The 2,079-nt window shown below is 67.4% G+C and carries 2 protein-coding genes; one reads left to right on the top strand and one right to left on the bottom strand.

The genetic code is table 11. The features are described 5' to 3' along the window. The coding region (locus AC1DU6_RS28815; RefSeq protein ID WP_477861336.1) for a class I tRNA ligase family protein at positions 1-1,220 on the top strand (1,220 nt) is incomplete at its 5' end. A 234-nt stretch (positions 1,221-1,454) separates the two neighbouring features. On the opposite strand, the gene AC1DU6_RS28810 is transcribed toward AC1DU6_RS28815, so the two are convergent. After that, positions 1,455-1,961, bottom strand: coding sequence for a hypothetical protein (locus AC1DU6_RS28810; RefSeq protein ID WP_056201958.1), 507 nt, complete (start codon positions 1,959-1,961; stop codon positions 1,455-1,457). Positions 1,962-2,079: the final 118 nt, after the last annotated feature.

Here is a 2,079-nt window from a genome sequence, read left to right as displayed (position 1 = left end):
GTGCTGAGGCGGCCCAGTACACCAAGGGCAACGACATCCTCGACGTCTGGTTTGACTCCGGCTCCACCTTCGAGCATGTGCTCAAGGGCAGCCACCAGGGAGCGGGCCACGACAGCGGCCCCGAGGCCGACCTTTATCTCGAAGGCCACGACCAGCACCGCGGCTGGTTCCAKTCGTCRCTGCTGATCGCCTGCGCCCTCTATGGCCGCGCGCCCTACCGGGGGCTGCTGACGCACGGCTTCGTCGTTGACGGCCAGGGCCGCAAGATGAGCAAGTCCATGGGCAACGTCGTCGCGCCGCAAGCCGTGTCGGACAAGTTCGGCGCCGAGATCCTGCGCCTGTGGACGGCCGCAACCGACTACTCGGGCGACCTCGGCCTGGACGAAAAGATCCTGGCCCGCGTCGTCGACAGCTACCGCCGCATCCGCAACACGCTGCGCTTCCTGCTCGCCAACGTCAGCGACTTCGACCCGGCAACGGACACGGTCGCACCCGGCGATCTGCTGGAAGTCGACCGCTACGCGCTGGCTCGTGCCGCCGAATTGCAGGCCGACATCCTGGCCCACTTCGAGCGCTACGAGTTCCACCCGGTGGTGTCGAAACTCCAGGTCTACTGCTCCGAGGACCTCGGCGCCTTCTACCTGGACGTGCTGAAGGACCGCCTCTACACGACCGCGCCCAAGAGCCTGGCCCGCCGATCCGCACAGACGGCGCTGTGGCAAATCACGCACGCCATGCTGCGCTGGATGGCGCCCTTCCTCAGCTTCACGGCCGAGGAGGCGTGGGCGATCTTCGGCAAGGGCGAGAGCATCTTCACGGAGACCTATTGGGACTTCGGCAAGACGGATTTAGCGCTGCTGGCCAAATGGCATCGCATCCACGAGATCCGCGATGAGGTCAACAAGGCCATCGAGGCGGTACGCACGACGGGTGCTGTCGGCGCCTCGCTGCAGGCCGAACTGGTGCTCAAGGTGAACGAGCAGGACCAGATGCTGTTGGCCAGCCTGGGTGACGACCTGCGCTTCGTCTTCATCACGTCGGCCGTGCGCTTGGCATCAGCAGGCGAACTGGGCGTCGTCGTCACGCCCAGCGCCCATGCCAAGTGTGAGCGCTGCTGGCACTACCGCGCCGACGTCGGCAGCATTGCGRCTCACCCGACGCTCTGCGGGCGCTGCGACAGCAACCTCTACGGCGCGGGCGAGACCCGCACCGTCGCGTAAGCACGCGCTGGTTTTTTACGCGGACCGACGCCGGGCCGTCCCAAGTCGGCCCGCAGGCGATGTGCATGCGGCTCAATGCCGCATGCATCGCCGTCCCCTCGGGGCTGAGGCCGGACACGGCAAGTCCTGAGGACTTGTCGTGCCTGCCGAAGAGCAGCCGCTCTGCCGGCTGCGCGGTCTGCAAGACCGGCTGGCCTCACCGGCGTTCAGCCGGAGTGAGACCGGACGAGGGGCTCACGGGAACGCAGGCACGTTCGGCTCCATCCCCTCGAAGTGCGCTTCGGGGTGGGTGCGAGCCAGCAGTTCCTCGATCTCGGTGATGCGCGAGCGGGGCACGTCGACGATGAGCAGGTATTGGCCTTGCTCGATGGCCGCCTCGAAGCGTTTCAAGCGCCGGCTCGGCGTGGAGCTGCCGATCATGCTGGACGACCAGGTGCCCAGCATGGCGCCTACGGCCGCCAGGCCGATGACGACCGCCGCCGGAGAGGCTGCGCTGATCGCCAGGGCCGCCGCAACGCCGCCCGCGGCGCCGAGGCCGGAGCCGATCAGCGCGCCGTTCTGGGCCGCCTCGACCAGGTCAGAGGTCTGCAGCACATTGGCCGCGTGAAGACCGTCCATCGCGGCACCTTCGGCGGCGACGAAATGGATGTGGTGTTCGGTGATGCGGGCGAGCAACAGCTCGTCCATCGTGCGCCGCGCGCTGCTCAGGTGGGGCAGCAACCAGTAGATGCGCTTTCGCATGGGATCCTCCAGCGAGCAGGGAGAGTTCCGCTTCTACGCCGCTTCTCCTGCGCCTACAAGCCCCGGCTCGGCGGCAAGTTACATTGGCGGCCCTCGCCTCGCGACCCCATTCCATGCC

Source organism: Roseateles sp. P5_B10 (genome assembly GCF_056400485.1).
Note: the sequence above shows the minus strand (reverse complement) of the source record. Positions and strands in the feature narration are given on the sequence as shown.

What these genes read in the sequence shown, in the direction of transcription:
- AC1DU6_RS28810 (WP_056201958.1), bottom strand. Translation starts at nt 1,961, where the DNA reads ATGCGAAAGCGCATCTACTGGTTGCTGCCCCACCTGAGCAGCGCGCGG.